The following is a 16,452-nucleotide window of genomic DNA, read 5'->3' as shown; positions in this document are numbered from 1 at the left end:
GCCGAGGTAGGCCTACATGCGCCATTGATGCCGCCGTCGTCTGACGGCCCGTCTCCACCCACCTGTTCCGCAGGAGGGGAGTCCTTGGCATCCAATGGAGGTCGCATGACCGCATTCGCTCTCACGCTCGATCGCGTGACGCATACCCTGCCCGACGGCCGGGTCCTGTTTTCCGAACTGTCCGCCGCGTTCGACGGCACCCCGACCGGCCTGGTCGGGCGCAACGGCGTGGGCAAAAGCCTGCTCGCGCACCTGCTCAGCGGCGATCTGACGCCCACCGCCGGCCGCATCCTGCGCAGCGGGCCGGTGCACCTGCTTACGCAGCACAGCGGCGTGCCTGAAGGCCGCATCGCCGATCTGGCCGGCGTCGGCGCGGTGCTCGACGCCCTGCACCGTATCGAAGCCGGCAGCGTGGATCCGGACGACTTCACCCGCGTGGGTGAGCGCTGGGACCTCCGCGAGCAGCTGCAGGCGCAGTGGCAGCTGCTCGGGCTGCCCGCGCTGGATCCCCTACGCCCGGCGGCCACGCTCAGTGGTGGCCAGGCGATGCAGGTCGCGCTGGCCGGTGCGTTTCTGTCCGGTGCCGAGGGGCTGATCCTGGATGAACCCAGCAACCACCTCGACGCCGCCCATCGTGCGCGCCTGATCGAGGCGCTGCAGCGCTGGCACGGCGGCCTGATCGTGATCAGCCACGACCGCATGCTGCTGCGGCACATGGCGCGCATCGTCGAACTGTCACCCGGCGGGCTGCGCCCGTACGGCGGCAACTACGATCTCTACGCCGAAAAGAAGCAGGACGAGCGGCGCAGCGCGGATGCCCAGCTGGCCCTGCGCAAGCGCGAGCGCCGCCAGCAGCAGACCGAGCTGCGCGATCAGCGCGAGAAGATGGCGCATCGGCAAGCGCGCGCTACACGCGAGGCACGCACCGCCAACCAGGCGCCGATCCTGCTCGGTGGCATGAAGAACCGCAGCGAGCACAGTGCCGGCCGCTGGCAAACACAGCAGAGCGAGCGCCGTACCGAACTGGACGCGCGCGTGCGCGAGGCCGCCGGCGAGGTGGAGCAGGACATCGAGATCGCCCTGCTTGCCCCGGTGATCAGCGAGCCGGGCCCCCAGCGCGTGGCCGAGCTCGTCGCCGCCGAACTGCCGTGGGTGCAGGCGCCCTGGAAGACGCTGGATCTCACGGTTAAGCGCGGCCAGCGGATCGGCGTGCAGGGCCGCAACGGCAGCGGCAAATCCACGCTGCTGCGGTTGCTGGCCGGCACGTTGGCGCCGGTGTCGGGGCACGTCGAGGTGGCGGCCAGCGTCGCCCTGCTCGATCAGTCGCTCACGATGCTGCCCGATGACGCCTCGGCCCTGTCACTGCTGCAACGCGCGCATCCGGTCGCCGACGAAGGCACGCTGCGCACGCAGTTGGCGCTGCTCGGGCTCGATGCCGAGCGCAGCCTGCGGCCGTTGGCCACGCTCAGCGGTGGCGAACGCTTGAAGGCGGCGTTGGCGTCCATGCTTTACGCACAGACGCCGCCGCAGCTGCTGCTGCTCGACGAACCCGGCAATCACCTCGACCTGCCCTCGCTGACCGCGCTGGAGCAGATGCTCAGCCAGTACAGCGGCACGCTGATGATCGTTTCGCACGATGACGCGCTGCTGGAGGCGGTGGGATTGAGCCATACCCTGCGCGCATCTGATCAGGGCTGGCAGCTGACGCCGGTGTAGCGCCGGCGGCTACGTGCGCGCCCACGCCGGGAACGCATCCGGCAACAACTGCCACAACAGCGGCCCTGCGCGAAGCTCTTCATCGTTGAGCAGGCAGGCATCCAGCTCGGCACGCACCGCGTGCTCGTCCATCGCCACCCCGATCACCGCCAGCTCCTGGCGGCGGTCGCCCCACCAGGGATGCCACAGCCTGCGCATCGCCTGGTACTCACCGGCATCGCCGACCTGCTCCACGCTGGGCAGCGGCGCGGTCCAGCACGCCGTCTGTTGGCGGGCCCAGCCGATATCCGTGTAGGGCACGCGCGTGGGTGACAGCTCGGGCACGGTGTTCTCCAAGCCCGCCTCCATGCGCTCGCGCGAGGCGTACCAGACCCCCGCGACCGAGGTCTGCGTGGCCGCACCGACACTGGAGAGCTCGCCCACCGAGTCCATGCGGTTGGCCAGCCAGAAGAAGCCCTTGCTGCGGATCACGCTGCCCAGCCCGGTTTCCAGCAAGCGTGCAAAGCGCTGCGGATGGAACGGTCGGCGCGAGCGGTAGACGAAACTGGTGATGCCGTATTCCTCGGTCTCCGGCGTGTGCTGACCACGCAGCGCCTGCATCCAGCCCGGTGCCAACTGCGCTTTGACGAAATCGTAGCGGCCGGTATCGAGCACCTCGTGCAGCGGCACGTTGCCGTGTTCGGACAACAGCAGCCGCGCGTCCCGGTTCATTGCACGCAGCACGGCCAGCGTGGACTGCAGGGTGTCGTCATCGATCAGATCGCACTTGCTGACCACGATCACATTGGCGAACTCGATCTGCTCGGCAAGCAGGTTGACCACACCGCGGTCGTCGTCCTCACCCGCCTGCTGGCCACGATCGATCAAGCGATCGCTGGAGCCGAAGTCGTGCAGGAACTGCGCGCCATCGACCACCGTCACCAGCGTATCCAGCCGCGCGATGTCGCTGAGGCTGAAGCCGGCCTCATCGCGCACCGAGAAGGTCGCCGCGACCGGCATCGGCTCGGCGATCCCGGTCGATTCGATCAACAGATAGTCATAGCGTCCCTCCGCCGCAAGCCGCCGCACCTCGAGCAGCAGGTCATCGCGCAGCGTGCAGCAGATGCAGCCGTTGCTGAACTCCACCAGCGTCTCCTCGGTGCGGCTGAGTGCGGCGCCACCCTCGCGGACCAGCTGCGCATCGACGTTGATCTCACTCATGTCATTGACGATCACAGCCACCCGGCGACCCTCGCGATTGCGCAGCAGCTGATTGAGCACGGTGGTCTTGCCGGCACCGAGGAAGCCGGACAGCACCGTCACCGGCAGACGGGAATCACGAAGGGCAGCAGAGGCAGTCATGGCGGAGCAGGTCAGAAGTGGAATTGAAATGTTACTATATAACATTCACAGACCAAGACCCCCACGCCCCATGAAGCGATCCTCTGCCCTGTTGGATGCCGGCGCCATCGCGCTGTCCGGCCTATGCCTGCTGCACTGCCTGGCCCTGCCGCTGCTCGCGGCGATGCTCCCGCTGCTGGGCGTGTGGGCCGAGGCCGAGTGGGTGCATGCCCTGTTCGTGGCGATTGCCGCGCCGGTGACCGGCTTCGCGCTGTGGCGCGCGCACCGCCAGCATCGCCTGCCCGTGCTGGCGATGGCCGCCGCGTTGGTCGGGCTGCTGTTGCTGCTGGCCGGCGCCATGGGCTGGCCGAGCCATGAGGCCGAGACCCCGATGACGGTGGTCGGCAGCCTGCTGTTGGCCAGCACGCATGTGTGGAACGCCTGGCGGCGGCACCGGCACTGAGCGGCCGGCTCGGCTCAGTGCTTGAACATCATCCCGACCAGGAACAGCACCAGCGGCGCGGCGCTGAGTACCGCGCCGATGATGCCAAGCCACGGCCAGCGTTCCTGACGCACGCGAGAGCCCACGGTGGCAATCAGACCCACGGCCGCCGAAGCGAGGACGCCGATGGAGACGCCTGTGGTGCTGGCGCCGGCGGTGACACCATGATTGGCGGCGGTGGCGATATGGGCGGCGGCGGCCCCGACGGGGAGGCCGAGGAAGCTGACCAGGCCGAGCAGCGGCAGTCGCTGAGCCGAGATCGGCGTCGTCGACGGTGAGCGCGGCGCTTGCGGAGAATCGGGCGGCACGGGGTGTCTCCTGAGAATCGCATCACCGTACACCATCGCCCGCGACGCACACAGACGGCATCTTTTCATGCGGTGTTGGACAATGCTGAAACACCCGTCGCCAGGATCCGCCATGCGCCTGTTGCCCAGCCTTCTCCTCCTGTCCCCGCTCCTGCTGACCGGCTGCGGAAAGGACAACAGCGCCGGCGTGTTTTCGTCCGATCCGATGCTCGGCTGCTACGCCACCCACGCGCGCAAGCCCGCGGAGTTCCGTATCGATCAGCAGCAGGGCCAGTACTACGTGTCCTTCAATCGCGATGAGCAATGGCAGCGCGACGCCACACCGCTGCAGGAATCCAGCCGCGCCGAGATCGCCCAGTTCTTCCGCGACGATGCGGATCAGATCAACAAGGCCCTGGTGCGCCCCGGTGGCGGCTTCGGCATCTTCAAGTTCAACCCGGGGGCCACGCTCAAGGGCAAAGCCAAGGACAGCGACTACATGGCGCTGGTCCTGATCGGCGCCGGGCCGGTGTTCGCGGTGAAGTGCCCCTGATCGCCAACGTGCGTCGCGACCGCCTACCGGGCCACTGATGTTGGCTGCGGCCCACCGCATGCCCGCACCAGTAGCCCGGTCCGCCACCCTCATCCCCCGATATCGCCTGCCGCACACTTCCGCGGGCAAACCCCCACTCCCATACGTCAGCCGCCCTCTTCCGGCTCGCGGCGGCCACGATGGATCGAGCTGTATGGCCATTGCGTCGCATCACGCACATGCCCGTGCTTGACCGGGTTGTGGTGCACATACGCCACATGCCGCTGCAGGTCTTCGGCGTCGACGATCCGATGCTCGCGAAAGCCGTTGTGCCAGAGCGGCCGCAGGCTGCGATCACGCCGGAGCTGCAGCCGCGGCTCGGCCATCGGCAACTGGCGGTCAAAGATCGCCTGGATCTGCGCCCAGCGCCGATGGCCTTCCTCATCGCCCTCCGGCAGCGTCCACACCCCGTGCAGATGGTCCGGCAGCACCACGATCGCGTTGATCCGGAACGGCCGCGCCTGCTGCGCCACCCGGAACGCCAATCGCAGGGTCTGCGCCTGTTCCACCAGCAGGCTGCTGCTGCGATCGCGCAGGTGCGCGCTGAAGAAGTAGGCGGTGCCGGTCGGCCAGAGGATGTGGTCGTAGGACATGGCCCAAGTATCCAAAGCGCCAGGCCGAGCCACGATCAGTGCACTCCCTGTGAGCACCTCGGAGCGCAGCGCATCCAAGGGTCGGGCTCCCGTCATGAACCGGCCGCATGACGGCCGGCCAGTGGCTTCTCAGGTACGATGCCCACCCCTGACTGCCATACCGTCTGGCGCTCGCGCCGCGGCCTGAGATCCCGTGCCCCATTACACCGGCCCCCTGCTGACCCGCCCGCTCGCCGAGAGCCTGACCCGCGCCCGCGATGCCGGCACCGGGGAATGGACCGGCTCGCTCGACCTCGGCCGCTCCACCGGCACCGCCACGCTGGCGGCCGACCACTGGCAGTGGAAGGGTCAGACCTACGCCTATCCCGGCAAGACCAAGGACCGCACCCTGTACTACTGGGACGGCGAGGAGTTCCTGGCGATCTCGCGCTTCGGCTCGGCGCTGATCAAGCTGGTGCCGACCGACTGGGACGCGCCGACCTTCGAGATCGACGGCATCAAGATGCTGCCCAGCGCACAGGTCTCCCCGTTCGAGGATGCCCGCCGCAAGGTCGCGTTGATCGCACCGGCCGGCAAGACGGTGCTGGATACCTGCGGCGGCCTGGGCTACTTCGCGGCGTGCTGCCTGGAAGGTGGGGTCACCCGCATCCGCTCGTTCGAGAAGAATCCGGATGTGCTGTGGCTGCGCACGCTCAATCCGTGGTCGCCCGATCCGGACGCGGACAGCAGCGGCGGTCGTCTGGCGCTGAGCCAGGGTGATGTGTCGCAGGAGATCGAAGCGCTGGAGACCGCCTCGGTCGACGCGATCCTGCACGATCCGCCGCGCTTCGGCATCGCCGGCGAACTGTATTCACAGGTGTTCTATGACCAGCTCGCGCGCGTCATCCGCAAGGGCGGCCGGATGTTCCATTACACCGGTGCGCCGAACAAACTGACCAGCGGCCGCGATGTGCCGCGCGAGGTCGCCAAGCGTCTGGAAAAGGCAGGTTTCAAGGCCGAGCTGGCGATGGATGGGGTGCTCGCGGTCAAGCGCTGAGCAGAGGGCTGGTCAACTGCCACGTGGCAGTTTGGCCGCCCACATGTTGTCGACCAGATTGGGGTAGCGCCGCCCGTTTTCCTCGGCGCGCTGACGTGCCGCATCCTTCTGCGCCTCGGAGAGCGGCTGCGACTTCTTCTTCCCGTTGGGACTGGGCTTCTTCCAGGGCGGTGTCTGGGACTGGCGCATGGGTGGTCTCGTGTGGCGTAGCGCTGCACTTTCGCTTGGTCTGTGCAGCGTACAAGAACGCCCGACACGTCATCGCAACGTGCCGGGCGCGATCTGCGAACGAGCTGCGACTTACTTCTTCAGGAACTCCAACAGTGCGTTGTTGAACGCATCGGCATGGCTGGCATTGCAGCCGTGCGGCGCGTCCTTCAGCACCACCACCTCACTGCCCGCGATGGCCGCATGGGTGCGCTTGCCCGAGCCCTCGAACGGGACCGTGCCATCGCTGTCACCATGCAGCACCAGGGTCGGCACCGTGACCTTCTTGAGGTCGCCGCGGAAGTCGGTCGTGCCGAAGGCCTTCATGCAGCCCAGCGCGGCGGTCTGGTCGGACTGCTGACAGAGCTTGATCGAGGCCTGGCGCTCTTCTTCGCTGACCTTGAGCTCGCCGTTGGCACTGAAGAAATCCTTGGTGAAGCCATCGAAGAACGTGTCGCGGTCCTTCTCCAGGCCTTCGCGCATTTCATCGGCCTTTTCCTGCGTCAGCGGGCCTTCGGGGTTGTCGCTGGTCTTGAGCATGTAGGGCGGCACCGCCGAGGCGAACACCACGCTGTGCAGGCGTGATTCGCCGTGCTTGGCGACGTAGCGCGCCACTTCACCACCGCCCATGGAGAAGCCGACCAGGGTGGCGTCCTTCAGATCCAGATCCTCGAGCACACCGGCCAGATCATCGGCGAGCGTGTCGTACTCGTAGCCGTCGGCCGGCTTGTCCGAGCGACCGAAACCACGGCGGTCGTAGGCCACCACGCGGTAGCCCGCCTCGCGCAGCGCGGGGACTTGGGCCTTCCACGATTCGGCCGACAGCGGCCAGCCGTGGATCAGCACCACCGGGCGGCCGGTACCACCGGAATCTTCAACGTGCAGGCGAACGCGGGAAGCAGCCATGGGAACTCCTTGGAGCGATGGGGAAGGAAGGTTCGATCCTAGGGAGACGGGGTTGGGTGAGCCGTGAAAGAAAGCGCGATGTCGCTGACGTGACGTGCACAGGGCTGACTGATACCTGCCGGGGCGTTCAGCGGCGCGATGCTGGCATCATTCGGCCACGATCTCAGCATCTGAGACGGCAGCGGACGATAGTTGCGATGGGGCATCGTCGACGCTGGGAACCGGTACATGGACTGTCATGAGATCACGCCGGAGGCTGCGCATCGTGTGGAACCCTGCGCGTCCGGAAACGCCTGCTGTGGGCTGGCACTTACGTTGTTGTTGCATGGCCTTGGTGCGCATCCTGCAGCCCATGCGGCATTGCGTGCTGCTCTGCGGCAGAGGCCGGAGAGCGAGTGCTGTGCCAGCTGCGCGCTGTTGCGTGGCCATGACACCCCATAGATGCGTGCCGGCGACGTGGCCGGCGGAGCCATGGTTCGCCGCGCAGGCCGGCCATTACTAATTACATAGTTGACATGCCCGATCCGTCGGGCGCACGATGCGGGCATCAACTAACGAACCAGTAGATAGCCATGGCCCGCCCCGTGTCGCCTGCCCTGACCGACGCCGAACGCCGCATTCTGGAGGTGCTCTGGAAGAAGAAGGAGGCGTCCGTACGTGAGGTCACCGATGAGCTGTCCAGGAAGAAGCCGGTCGCGTATACGACCGTGCTGACCATGTTCAAGGTGCTGGACAAGAAGGGACTGGTCCACCATCGCAGCGAGGGTCGCGCCTTCATCTACAGCGCCGCGATCACCCGCAGCGACGCGCGCAAGCAGGCGTTGGAGAATCTGCTCAAGTCCTTCTTCAACGATTCGCCCAGTGTGCTGGCCCAGCACCTGATCGATGAGCACGACATGGACGCTGACGAGCTCAAAGCGCTGCAGCAGCGCGTGGACGACGCATCTCCTTCGAGGACGCCCAAATGACCGTGCATTGGACCCAAGCCCTGGCGACGATGGCCGTGCAACACCTCTGGCAGAGCACCTTGTTGTTCGCGCTGGCTGCCCTTGTAGTGGGGCGCAGCCGGATCAATGCAGAAGCTCGCTCCTGGGCACTCTGCCTGGCCTTTGTGCTGGCTGCGGCATCACCGCTGTTGGTCCTGCTGCCTCGCACCGCGCCGACGACTGTTGAGGTCGCGCAGCAGGCCGTACTGCCCTTAGCGACTGAGGCTCCAGTACCGGTTGTCGCGCAGAAAGTGGACGGCATCACCAACACGATCCCCGCCTCCACCACGCCGACCCTGCTGCACGGCGCCGTACTGATCTGGTTGCTCGGCACGCTCTGGGGCCTGACCCGCTTGGGCCAGGGCGCATGGCAAGCGCGTCGCCTGCATCGCAGCGCGCGGCATTCGCCCCAGCACGAAGCGCTGCTGGGTGGAGAACTGCCTGCGGGTGCCAGCGTTGCACTATCCGATATCGCCACGGGGCCGATGGTGGTTGGCCTGTGGTCGCCGCGCATTCTGGTGCCGACCACGATGGCATCCACCCTGCCCCCGGCCGCGCTGCGTGATCTGCTGCTGCATGAAGCCGCGCATATCCGTCGGCATGATCTGTGGATCACCGCTGCCCAGCGTGCACTGCTCGCCGTGTACTGGTGGAGCCCGTTCCTGCACCTGCTGGGCCGTCGGCTGGATCTCGCCCGCGAGATGGCTTGCGATGAGCAGGCGGCCCTGCGCACCGGCAGTGGCCGCGGCTATGCCGATTCCCTGCTGGCCGGTATCGCCGGACTGATGACGCAGCGCGGGCACAGCGCGCCACTGGCCGTCGGCATGTCCGCCACCCGCAGTGGCTTGAGCCAGCGCATCGATGGGCTGCTGCGCCTGGACACGCGCTCAACCCGCTGGACAACGCGCTTCGGCTGGGGCGCACTGTGTGCGGTTGCGCTGGTCGCGCATGTTGGTGTCACCGTGGCCGCTACGCCGCGGTTGGGCAACGCGATCATCGTTGCAGAGAACGAAACCGCCACTACGTCGCGTACCGTTTCGCCGCAGGCCGAGCAGCTGCTCAGCGCGGCCGGCACTGGAGACATCTCCCGCGTGCAGCACCTGGTCAAGACGGGGGTTGCCGTGGATACGCAGGTCAGTGGCGACGGCACCGCGCTGATCATCGCTGCCAAGCAAGGCGAACTGGCGATGGTCGACGCCCTGCTCGTCCTCGGCGCGCAGCCCGACCTGGCCTCGCGCGGCGATGGCAATCCACTGATCGCGGCGGCACGTCGCGGTCATCTGCCGGTAGTGGAGCGTCTGGTCGGCGCCGGGGCCGACGTCAACCGCATCGTCGCCTACGACGAAACCCCGCTGATCAATGCCGCCCGCTCCGGTGACGTCGACACCGTGGCCTATCTGGTCGAGCACGGTGCCGACGTCAACCTCGGCGTGGTGGCCGATTTCGGGCAGTGGCGCTCGCCGCTGAACCAGGCACGCAACGATCGCGTCCGTGACTACCTCACCCAGCGTGGTGCGGTCGCCGGCAGACGCTGACCGGCCGCACTCCCCACGGGTGACGCTGATCGGTGCGATGGCCTCCGCCGCCATCGCCCGCCACGCCATCCCCTCTTTCGCTGCACCGTATCGCCCCTCACTGCGGCGTGCACGCGCACGCCTGTCTTTCGCCCATCGCCCCCGCTAATGAGGTATCGCATGGCTTACGCATCCCCTCCGCAGGCATCCACACCATTGCGATTCCACCGCGCTCAGTACGGCCTGCTGCGCGCGTCACTGTGTGCCGCGCTGCTACTGCTGCTTGCCGGCCCCGGCGCGGCGGCGGACCGCGAAGACGCTACGATCCGCACGGCGCTCGCCTCCGGCCTGCGCCCCACGGTGGTGCCGGCCGATACCGGGCTGCCGCACTGGTCGCTGCAGGAACGCATGGCCCAGCACCATGTGCCCGGTGTGGCCATCGCTGTCCTACGGGATGGCAAGCTCGTGCACAGCGCCGGCTACGGGACGCGCGAGGTGGGCACGCAGGCTGCCGTGAATGCCGACACGTTGTTCTCGGTCGGCTCGGTCAGCAAGGTGGTTACGGCCGCCACCTCACTGCGATTGGTCGCCGACGGCACCCTCGCGCTGGACCGGGACATCGCCACCTACCTGCGCAGCTGGAAAGTCCCGGCTACCCCGTCGGTGCCGGCACCGCAGCTGACCCTGCGCATGTTGATGTCGCACACCGCCGGGCTGGGCGTGCGTGGATTCGCCGACTACTTGCCAGGCGAGCCGCTGCCCACGCTGCTGCAGACGCTGGATGGCATCGTCCCGGCCAAGAACAAACCTATACGTCTGATCCATACACCCGGCGAACGGGGCGATTACTCTGGTGGTGGTGTGATGGTGGAACAGCTCGTGCTCGAAGATGTGACTGGCCAGCCGCTGGACACGCTCGCACGCAAGCAGGTGTTCGAGCCACTGGGCATGCAGCGCAGCCGGTTCACCGATCCACCCGCCAACACCGACAACATCGCCAAAGCGCATGACGGCGACGGCAAGCTCACCGCCCTGCCGCGCGGCTGGCAGTCCTTCCCGGAACAGGGCGCCTCCGGCCTATGGACCAGCGCCAACGACCTGGCCGCGTTCGTTGCTGCTCTTACGGCCAGCTACCGTGGCCAAGGAAATTTCCTGCCGCGGCCCATTGCGACCGACATGATGACCGAGGTGTCGCCAAGCTGGCACGGCCTTGGCCCGCGTCTGGACGGTGCCGGGCAGACCCGGATCTTCCACCATGGCGGCTCCAACGACAGTTACCGGGCGTGGATCGAGGGGTATCTGGAGACGGGCGATGGCTTTGTGATTCTTACCAATGGTGAGAATGGCGCCGCGCTGGCGACGGAGATCCGCAATGCACTGTCGGATGCGATCGGGCGTGGCGTGAATCCTGCCGTGCGCACGGTTGCGCTGGACCTTCGTGAGCCGCGGTATGCGGACTATGCCGGGGTGTTCGAGCAGGACGAGCGCGTGCCGATGGCGCAGCGCGGTGCGTTGGCCGACATCTTCGACATCCCGGCGTTGGAGGTGAAGGTGGCTGGTGGGGAGGTGCGCGTGGGTGTGGCTGGGACGAAACGCGATGGGCGCGTGCTGCCAGTGTCGCCGAATCGGTTTGTGTCACCAGATATCGATGGGCTGGAGATAGAGTTCCATCGGGATGCGTTCGGGAAGGTGGAAGCGTTGAGTGTGGTGTTTGGGGAGGGGCGGGGGTATTACGTGCGGCGGGAGCGGGATATTTGATGACGATTGGGGCCGACGCCGAGGGCTTTGCGCCAGTCTCGCATCACGGCGCGCGGGAATAGAGCTTCCGACGCAGCGAATACAGGACCGGCCGCGCGAGGCGGCCGGCCTTTGGTCCAGCTACAACACGTTACAGCGCAATCCGAGCAACAGACTCTTCGCTACCCTTCGCCTCGCTGTCACCGTTCTTGACGGTCACGTACAGCACATTCTTCTTGGCATCCAGCGCAAGGCTGTTCGGGTGCGTCGGCACCGCGTACGTCGCCACCTGCTTGTAGGTGTCGCTGTTATATGCGGTGACGGTGCCGCCATCGCGGTTGGTCACGTACAGGCGCTTGCGCGGTGCATCGAGCAGGATGCCCAGCGGGCCGGCATCGGTCGGGATGCTGGCCAGTTCCTTGCCGGTGGTACGGTCCAGCACCAGCACACGCTGGCCCGGATGCTTCGATTCGAAACCCGAGCTGCTGGCCTGGTACTTGCGGATCATCTCCGAGCCCTGGTCGGTCACGAACAGGCGCTTGCCGGCCGGATCCAGCGCAATGTTCATCGGCTGCTCGGCACTGACCTTGAAGCGCTGCTCGACCTTGCCGCTGTCGGTGCCGACGGTGACGACCTCAGCCAGCAGGTTGGAGGTGTACACGCGCTTGGCCTTGGCATCCAACGCCAGACCGGGCGCCTTGGCATTGCCCAGGCCCGGAATGGTATTGATGACCTTCAGCGACTGCGTGTCCACCACGAACAGCACGCTGCCCTCGCCGGAGTGGCCGGTGACGTACAGGCGATTGTTGGCGCCATCGACCACCAGCTCGCGCAGATCGTGGGTGTACGCGGCCTTGCCGTCCTTGCCGACCTTCTTTTCCATCAGCTGCACGATGCCGACCGATTTGTTGGTGGCGGTGTCGACGACGGTGACCGAGGTATCGACCGTGTTACCGACGTACAGGCGGTTGTTGGCGTCATCCAGCACCACGCCGAACGCCTTGCGTTCGAGCGGGATGGCGGTTTCGACGGCCAGGGTTTCCGGGTTCAGACGCAGGACCTGGGACGGACCAGCGGCATCACCGAAGCCGCCCGAGGAGGCGACGAAGACGGCGTTCTGCTTGGGGCTGAAGGCCAGCTCGTAAAGGCCTTGGGCGATGGCTTTGCGCTGGACGGCGGTGGTGCTGGCGGATGCGGTGGCCTGGTCAGCGGCGAACGCGGACGGGGCGCCAAGGCTCAGGGAGATGGCGAGGGCCAGAGCGGCCGAGCGGATTACGGAATTGCGGTACATGCGAGCTTCCTTGAAGGGGCACGGGAGGGTGTCCTGGCTCGCTGGGCCGTACATGTGACGGCCGGCCCCGCATCTGTCTGCGCTGGGTGGGCTGGCTGGGTTTGCGGGGGAATGGTAGCAGGATGGGCTGCGGGTATGGCGTGCGCCGTTACCAGCAACACCTCCCGGCCCCAGGCACGTGTCTACCAACCCTCTGGTATCACTAGTTTCCCCTGCTCCAGATCAAACGGCAGCACCCACAATCTCAGCCGAGCATCAAACGCGAACACCGGCAGAGCCTGGTCGAAACCCGCATGCAGCGGATATACAAGCGCCATCTCGCCCGCGCCCTCGAGGTACCGCTGCCCGTAAGCGAACATCTGGTAGAAGTCTACCTGCTTCAACCCGTACTTCTCCCGCGAGTCCGAAGCGCGCCCGTCGAGCACCTTCCACTTGGTATCCAGCACGCGCAGCTCTTTACCTCGGCGCAGTAGGAAGTCGGGGATCAGGTTGAACCATCCCTTGCCCTGGTGGCTGCACAGGTGTTCAGACGCCGCGCCACCCACCTGCCACGCCGGCGCAAACTGACGGGCCAGGCATACGCCAACATAGCGTTCGAAGAGGCGCTCCATTGGGAACATCATGCTGGGGCTGCGCCAATCCCCCCGCAGCGCGAGCGGGCTTTGCCCCGACAGGATCAGCTCGCACAACGGGCGCACCGACCGGTAGTGCGCCATCAGCCGGTCAGTGCCCCAAGCACGCAGGTCCGTGGCGACGTGGGTGCTGCGCGGCACGCCAGCCATACGCGTGGACAGCTCATGTGCCAGCCGCCAGCTACCAGGGTTTCGCGTACGAGCGCACACGCAATCCAACGCAGACCGCAGCAGGCGGTTCTCCGGGCGATCTTCGCTGAAGACGTCATGCTCCAGGTGGAACAGATGGGCGCGGGTGGGCGGTTGCCGTAGCTGCCGCGTGGTATCCAGTCGCCCGCGCAGGAAAACCTGCTCCTCGCGCACGCGGGTGTAGTCGAAACGCAGCCCGCGCTTGACCAGCTCATCCAGCGCAGCCAGGAAGCGCGCCATCACCCATTCGTTCAACGGCAGATCGAACAGCGCTACCCCGGCCAGGCTGCCTTCGCGCGGTGGGATGTCCAGCACCGTGCACAGCATGCGCCGCAGCAGCCGACGGGCGGAAGCGTGGTCGCCGTCGGCGGTGACATGCTTGGGCAGCACCTCCAACGTTGTGCCGTCCGGGCATTCCATTACCCCTACGTACTGGTCCAGCCGTAGCCAGCGGGCACCGTCGCGCTGCACCAGGGCAGCGCCGCCGCCACGCAGGCGCTCGAACTCCGCGCATAGCCAGTCAAATGACGCCTGCGGCAGCCAAGCCGCATCCATTCCTTCCTGCCGCGGCGCATGTGCGCAGACGCCAATCCGCGCGTATTCGCGGACCGTGAGCACCGCCACGGCTCAGCCAGCCCGACCAGCGAGAATTCCCCGGTAGCTGGCTGCCTTTTCAAACGCCGTCTCATGGATGTACCACCGTGCGCTATCTGGCGCGAGCTGCACATCCGGTGCGAACAATCGGCCCAGCTGAAGGTCGCGCTGGCGCAGGAAGCGCTCGCCCTCCGGTTTGACACCATCGTTGAGCACCCAGGCAATGCGCTGCCAATCCTCGAAGAAGTACTCCTGCAGTAGCGGCAGGATGCGCAGGCGGAAGGCCTCGGCCAGCGATGGCAGGTCGGTTACGCCCATCAGGTAGGCATGGCCGATAAGGTGGTCGCGCCCCAGCAGCACCTCAATGCGGTCATTGATCGTGCCCAGCAGCTCGCCCAAAGGGACATCGTCGATGACAGCATCCAGCAGCTCTGGCTGTGGCGGCATCTCGATGAACCGGAAACGCCGGCGCAGGGCCACGTCCATGGCCGCCAACGAACGGTCGGCGGTGTTCATGGTGCCGATCAGGTGAAGGTTGGCCGGCACCGCGAATACCTGCTTGGAGTATGGCAGGCGCACCGACAGCGCCTCGTCCATGCCCTGCCGCTTGCTGGGCTCGATAAGGGTGATGAGCTCGCCGAAGATGCGTGCGATGTTGCCCCGGTTGATTTCATCGATGATGAGCACATACGGCAGATCGCTGTGCTGGGCCTCGATGCAGAGCTCCAGGAACACGCCGGGCTCCACTACATACTCCAGCGCACCGCCCTCGCCCACGCGCGCCTTCAGGCCCTCCACGAAGTCTTCGTAGGCGAAGCTCTGGTGGAAGGTGACAAAACGGATGCGACCTTCTTCAAGCAACACATCGAAGCGCTGCTTCAGCAATGCCCGGCCACCGGCGCCGTGGCGGGCTGCGGTCGCCAGCAGTGGCGGGTCGAGGAATTCCAACGCTTTTTCCACTACGCCGTAGGTTTTACCAGTGCCCGGCGGGCCGTACAGAATGGTATTGGTGGGGCGGTGCGCGGGGATCATATCGGCCTCGTCGTCCACTGCTTCATCTTCAGACTCCTCATCCTCGGCTTCCTCAACCTCGTCCTCACGCTCGGCGCCCTCACCCTGCTCGTAGGCGATGGCCACCCACAGGAACGACTGAATGTCGATCATGTCTGCCGGCGGCCAGCCATCTTCTTCGAGGCGTTTGGCGAGGCGATGAGCCAGAGAGCGGATGCGCTCCCACTCTTCGGTCACCATGCCGCCCTTGCCGAAATCGAAGGTCGGATCCAGCAGACTCAGCGCCCGGCGCATCTGTCCGGTCTTGATGAAGAAGTAGCGGGTGGGATCGTCCAAGGTAAGCAGCAGGCTCGAGAGCGAGCGCTGGGCTGCCGACTGCAAGGGCGTGCTGAGCCCGGCCAGGCAATCGTTGAAATCATCCAGCCGGTCACCCGGTCCCTGCAGGTGAAGCAGCTCCATCACCCCGGCGCCCAACTGTATCTGGTCGTGTTCGGGAAGTTCAGCCAATTGGGCCACGATGCGCCAGCCGACCACGTTCTGAGGTTGGGGGTTATCGCTGCCCACGCGCACACGCAGCAGCTTGATCAACGCCGTCCAGACGTCCTGCTCCGGTCCGTCCCGAAGCGCCGGCACCATGATGTTCTCATAGTGGTTGACCAACTGGCGCTTGTAGCTGGATTCGCGCAGCAGCCGCGGGTCATCAAAGCCAGTGAAGCCGGGGAACCGCGCCAGGAATCGCGCGCGCAGCCGCACGTAGCCCAGTTCGAAGGTATCCCGCTGTTGACCGGTGCGCGGTTCTATCCGGTACTGCCCCTCGCCCTCTCGCACCAGTAGCAGGGAATTGCCCGCCACCAGACCCAGCCGCTTGAATGCAGGACCCACACGGGACCGGATACGCGCGGAACCCGGCCCGCTGGCGCGCAGGTCCGAAGTAACCTGGTAGCCGTCCGGGAAGGTGAACACGGCCGTCCTGCCCGAAGGGGCATCTGGCCGGCCCAACATGGCCGAAGGAAAGCCCGCCCAACCGGGATCGACAGTGATGTAGCCATTGCGGAGGGCACCGTCGGTGAGCACCACCTCGTAGGTGAGCGGCGAAGCGGCTGTATCAGCCTGATCCGCACTATGCATTGCGCACACCCGGCGCTTGGTTGATCGTGCCAATCCCTGTGCTGACCATGCATTCCCCCTGTTTACGATTAAGGAATGCTACGGCGGCACCCTTGGAGACGACAAGGGGCCGACAGAACTGCTCGCCATTCCCTGTCTGGAGCATCCGCCCGCTTGACCGGGTCGAAGGCACCGGCCTCTGCGTCCGCATCCACACACGATTGCCGCACCA

The 16,452-nt window shown here is 66.3% G+C and carries 15 protein-coding genes; 7 read left to right on the top strand and 8 right to left on the bottom strand.

Features of this window, described 5'->3' with window-relative positions; genetic code table 11:
- Positions 1–105 precede the first annotated feature (105 nt).
- On the top strand, positions 106–1,716 hold the full coding sequence (locus tag ABE483_RS06515; protein ID WP_346481372.1) for an ABC-F family ATP-binding cassette domain-containing protein: 1,611 nt from the start codon (positions 106–108) through the stop codon (positions 1,714–1,716).
- Positions 1,717–1,725: 9 nt separating this feature from the next.
- On the opposite strand, the gene ABE483_RS06510 is transcribed toward ABE483_RS06515, so the two are convergent.
- A complete protein-coding gene (locus ABE483_RS06510) occupies positions 1,726–3,057 on the bottom strand; it encodes a GTP-binding protein (RefSeq protein ID WP_346481371.1) in 1,332 nt (443 codons plus the stop codon).
- 70 nt (positions 3,058–3,127) lie between these two features.
- Here ABE483_RS06510 and ABE483_RS06505 point away from each other — a divergent pair, with 70 nt between their 5' ends.
- Complete coding sequence (locus ABE483_RS06505; RefSeq protein WP_313220082.1) at positions 3,128–3,499, top strand: MerC domain-containing protein; 372 nt, start codon at positions 3,128–3,130, stop codon at positions 3,497–3,499.
- 14 nt (positions 3,500–3,513) lie between these two features.
- Here the strand turns inward: ABE483_RS06505 and ABE483_RS06500 are convergent, their stop codons facing one another.
- A complete protein-coding gene (locus ABE483_RS06500; protein ID WP_346481370.1) occupies positions 3,514–3,846 on the bottom strand; it encodes a hypothetical protein in 333 nt (110 codons plus the stop codon).
- Positions 3,847–3,958: 112 nt separating this feature from the next.
- Here ABE483_RS06500 and ABE483_RS06495 point away from each other — a divergent pair, with 112 nt between their 5' ends.
- A complete protein-coding gene (locus ABE483_RS06495) occupies positions 3,959–4,378 on the top strand; it encodes a hypothetical protein (protein WP_346481369.1) in 420 nt (139 codons plus the stop codon).
- A gap of 146 nt (positions 4,379–4,524) precedes the next feature.
- Here ABE483_RS06495 and ABE483_RS06490 read toward each other — a convergent pair whose 3' ends face one another.
- Positions 4,525–5,010, bottom strand: a complete 486-nt coding sequence (locus tag ABE483_RS06490; protein WP_346466490.1) for a transposase — start codon at positions 5,008–5,010, stop codon at positions 4,525–4,527.
- 193 nt (positions 5,011–5,203) lie between these two features.
- Between ABE483_RS06490 and ABE483_RS06485 the strand changes: the two genes are divergently transcribed.
- Positions 5,204–6,046: an MnmC family methyltransferase gene (locus ABE483_RS06485; protein WP_346481368.1), complete on the top strand. Its 843-nt coding sequence runs from the start codon at positions 5,204–5,206 to the stop codon at positions 6,044–6,046.
- A 12-nt stretch (positions 6,047–6,058) separates the two neighbouring features.
- On the opposite strand, the gene ABE483_RS06480 is transcribed toward ABE483_RS06485, so the two are convergent.
- Both ABE483_RS06480 and ABE483_RS06475 read right to left on the bottom strand, forming a co-directional pair.
- Positions 6,059–6,235: a hypothetical protein gene (locus tag ABE483_RS06480; RefSeq protein ID WP_019185714.1), complete on the bottom strand. Its 177-nt coding sequence runs from the start codon at positions 6,233–6,235 to the stop codon at positions 6,059–6,061.
- A gap of 111 nt (positions 6,236–6,346) precedes the next feature.
- Positions 6,347–7,159, bottom strand: coding sequence for an alpha/beta hydrolase (locus ABE483_RS06475; RefSeq protein WP_346481367.1), 813 nt, complete (start codon positions 7,157–7,159; stop codon positions 6,347–6,349).
- A gap of 572 nt (positions 7,160–7,731) precedes the next feature.
- Here ABE483_RS06475 and ABE483_RS06470 point away from each other — a divergent pair.
- The 3 genes from ABE483_RS06470 (at position 7,732) to ABE483_RS06460 (ending at position 11,417) form a co-directional block, all read left to right on the top strand.
- Positions 7,732–8,127: a BlaI/MecI/CopY family transcriptional regulator gene (locus tag ABE483_RS06470; protein WP_259261678.1), complete on the top strand. Its 396-nt coding sequence runs from the start codon at positions 7,732–7,734 to the stop codon at positions 8,125–8,127.
- Entirely contained in the window at positions 8,124–9,680 is a 1,557-nt protein-coding gene (locus ABE483_RS06465; protein ID WP_346481366.1) for a M56 family metallopeptidase, read from the top strand. The genes ABE483_RS06470 and ABE483_RS06465 overlap by 4 nt, the downstream gene beginning before the upstream one ends.
- Positions 9,681–9,839: 159 nt before the next feature.
- Positions 9,840–11,417, top strand: coding sequence for a serine hydrolase domain-containing protein (locus tag ABE483_RS06460; RefSeq protein WP_346481365.1), 1,578 nt, complete (start codon positions 9,840–9,842; stop codon positions 11,415–11,417).
- Between the two features lie 130 nt (positions 11,418–11,547).
- On the opposite strand, the gene ABE483_RS06455 is transcribed toward ABE483_RS06460, so the two are convergent.
- The 3 genes from ABE483_RS06455 to ABE483_RS06445 all read right to left on the bottom strand — a co-directional run bounded on the left by ABE483_RS06455 (position 11,548) and on the right by ABE483_RS06445 (position 16,241).
- Positions 11,548–12,687 (bottom strand): YncE family protein, encoded by a 1,140-nt coding sequence (locus tag ABE483_RS06455; RefSeq protein ID WP_346481364.1) that lies wholly within the window; start codon positions 12,685–12,687, stop codon positions 11,548–11,550.
- Between the two features lie 182 nt (positions 12,688–12,869).
- Positions 12,870–14,132, bottom strand: a complete 1,263-nt coding sequence (locus ABE483_RS06450) for an McrC family protein (protein ID WP_346481363.1) — start codon at positions 14,130–14,132, stop codon at positions 12,870–12,872.
- 3 nt (positions 14,133–14,135) lie between these two features.
- A complete protein-coding gene (locus ABE483_RS06445; RefSeq protein ID WP_346481362.1) occupies positions 14,136–16,241 on the bottom strand; it encodes an AAA family ATPase in 2,106 nt (701 codons plus the stop codon).
- Positions 16,242–16,452 lie beyond the last annotated feature (211 nt).

Origin of the sequence: Stenotrophomonas sp. TWI602 (assembly GCF_039674045.1) — a bacterium.
In the GTDB taxonomy this organism is placed as follows: domain Bacteria; phylum Pseudomonadota; class Gammaproteobacteria; order Xanthomonadales; family Xanthomonadaceae; genus Stenotrophomonas.
This window is presented reverse-complemented; position numbering and strand designations above follow the sequence as displayed.